Source organism: Vibrio sp. 10N.261.55.A10 (assembly GCF_041470825.1).
Classification (GTDB): domain Bacteria; phylum Pseudomonadota; class Gammaproteobacteria; order Enterobacterales; family Vibrionaceae; genus Vibrio; species Vibrio crassostreae_C.
Genome location: NZ_JBFRNC010000107.1, coordinates 1 through 2,295, shown reverse-complemented (window position 1 = coordinate 2,295; position 2,295 = coordinate 1). Strand labels below are relative to the sequence as shown.

The following is a 2,295-nucleotide window of genomic DNA, read 5'->3' as shown; positions in this document are numbered from 1 at the left end:
GGAATCCATGTCATTCGTTAGGTGCAAATAAATATTGGTGAAATATGTCAATTAGTGAAATTAAGGCTTTGATTGATAGCAAAGCAGAAGATCTAAATGAACACGGTGACTTAGCAGGTTACGTGGCGAGCAAAATCGACCTAATCAATTCATATATCGATCAAGAAACAGAGCTAAGTGAATCTCAAATTGAAGATATGTTATCTGAACTGGTTGGTTTCTTTACTACATCCTTGCACATCCCACTAGACCCTGGGTTAAAGTTGCTTCGGGCTAGGGCATACAAAACTATGCACCTAGAATCAGATGTTTCGCAACTGTCTTATATCGCGGGAGAATACAGTGATAAAGCTAGTATAGGGCGCTTAAATGAGCAGGGGCATCCTGTATATTACGGTTGTATATATTTCTCGGGATCCGGTTGCGTTAACGTAGCTTTCTCGGAATCCAACTCCTCGGTGGGTGATACAGTAAATGTGTTACGTTCTGAATTGAACGATGCAATCAACGTTTATTATATAGGTATCTACGATCATGTTCGCAGACAATCCAAACCGAGGTTTATGCCTGCAGATATGTTTGGTTTCTTTTGTGAAGTGAATCAGTATCAAGAGCAAAAGTACACACCTAGTGTATTTTTAGCTCACACTCTATGTGATGCCTTTTTGTCTGATATCTTACGCAGGAAAGAAAATGGAAACCTTTATAAAGTAACTTCAAAGTTACTTAACATTTTTACCAGTGATGACACGATTGATGGAATTATCTATACGTCCGTTAAATCTGAGGGTGACCCTGTTGTTGCTTTAAAGACTTCAACGGTTGACGGTAAAATGGTCCATAAGTCATGTGATTGCTATCGCATAGATCACGATTATGGATATGCCTTATACAATGCTGTACACACGCATACAGGTAATATTCACAGTGATAATTCAGTCATGTGGACAAGCACCTAACAAACGACTATGGCGTCAATGATTAATTTTTGGCAGTGTTTTCATCCCACATGGCGCCATCTCTCAGCATAGAGTTAAGAGTCACAACCATCTTTCGAACACACGCGATTATTGCGACTTTCTTAGGCTTTCCGGCAGCTACAAGTCGAGCATAAGTTGCTTTGAATACGGGGTTACATTGCATGGCTGACATCATTGCCATATATAACACTGTGCGTACTTGCGCTCGACCGCCTTGGATCACGCGCTTACCTTTGTAGCGCCCACTTTCGCGTGTTATTGGAGCGACACCAATTAGTGATGCCGCTTGTTTATTTGTGATGTAGCCAAGTTCTGGTACGTTGCTAATTATTGATGCAGCGGCAATGTTTCCTATTCCAGGGACGCTCTGCAATATTGTGTTTTTAGCCTGATATTCAGGGCTATCTTCAATGAGTTTAACGAGCTTTTCTTCTAACTTGGTGATTTGATTTTTTATCGTGGTTAGCATCGGTTTGATAGTCGGATGGAGAGAAGCGGGAAGTATCTGGATTCGGTTCTTTTCCATGGTTTGCATGGATAACAACTGGTTTCGGCGAATGACTAAGTCACTCATTAGGCGTATGTTTTTTGGCTTTATGACAGTAAGAGCTGGTTTGATTGCTTCTCCATAGTGAGCAATCAATTCTGCATCTAAACGATCATTTTTGGCTCTGCGGCCAATAGCACCAGCGAACCGTTTTATGTGGACAGGGTTTGCTCTGACAATAGGTAATTGAGCCTCTGCACATGCAAGAACAAAAGGCATTTCTAATCGGCCTGTTGCTTCAATAAGGATTCGTTCAGGACTGTGACTCTTAATCGTTTTGAGTGCTTTTTTGATGCCTTTATCATTGTTCTCTACTGAGAGAAATAGGTCTAGTGGCCTGATGTGGATGTCTAATTGTGTTTTGCCGGTATCAACTCCAACGTTGATGCTTTGATTGATTTTGGTATTCATAATAAGCTAACTCATGCTTGCGTAATGCGGGTTCGAGACCCAGTCGACTATTCGAGGTTTATGCTTGAAGTCCTATGTAGCGTTCATGTTTGTTATCGGTCTCTCGATAGAGGAGCCAGCGTTTAAACGAACTACTACATAGAAAGCTTTAGTTGCAGCTAAAGCCTGGGTCTCACATTACCCGATTGGAGTGCTTATTATCCATACAAGCGTTTAAGGCAGATTCCCAACGCTCGGCATTTTCGATTTGCTTTGAATTTAGTGTTTACGGCACAATGGTTTAGGTCTAGTGTTGGCGTTGCTCACTACTTAACGCGGCTACATGGATTCCCCCGGTTGTCAAACATCCGCTAAACT

Annotated in this window: 2 protein-coding genes; one reads left to right on the top strand and one right to left on the bottom strand. The window is 41.6% G+C overall.

Going from position 1 to position 2,295, the window contains the following annotated elements:
• Positions 1 to 44: 44 nt before the first annotated feature.
• Positions 45 to 959, top strand: a complete 915-nt coding sequence (locus AB4274_RS21770; protein ID WP_372113219.1) for a hypothetical protein — start codon at positions 45 to 47, stop codon at positions 957 to 959.
• Positions 960 to 981: 22 nt separating this feature from the next.
• On the opposite strand, the gene AB4274_RS21765 is transcribed toward AB4274_RS21770, so the two are convergent.
• On the bottom strand, positions 982 to 1,938 hold the full coding sequence (locus AB4274_RS21765) for an IS110 family transposase (RefSeq protein ID WP_372113217.1): 957 nt from the start codon (positions 1,936 to 1,938) through the stop codon (positions 982 to 984).
• Between the last annotated feature and the right edge of the window lie 357 nt (positions 1,939 to 2,295).

Coding starts and splice junctions, on each gene's coding strand:
- AB4274_RS21765 (WP_372113217.1), bottom strand. CDS start 1,938: ATGAATACCAAAATCAATCAAAGCATCAACGTTGGAGTTGATACCGGC.
- AB4274_RS21770 (WP_372113219.1), top strand. CDS start 45: ATGTCAATTAGTGAAATTAAGGCTTTGATTGATAGCAAAGCAGAAGAT.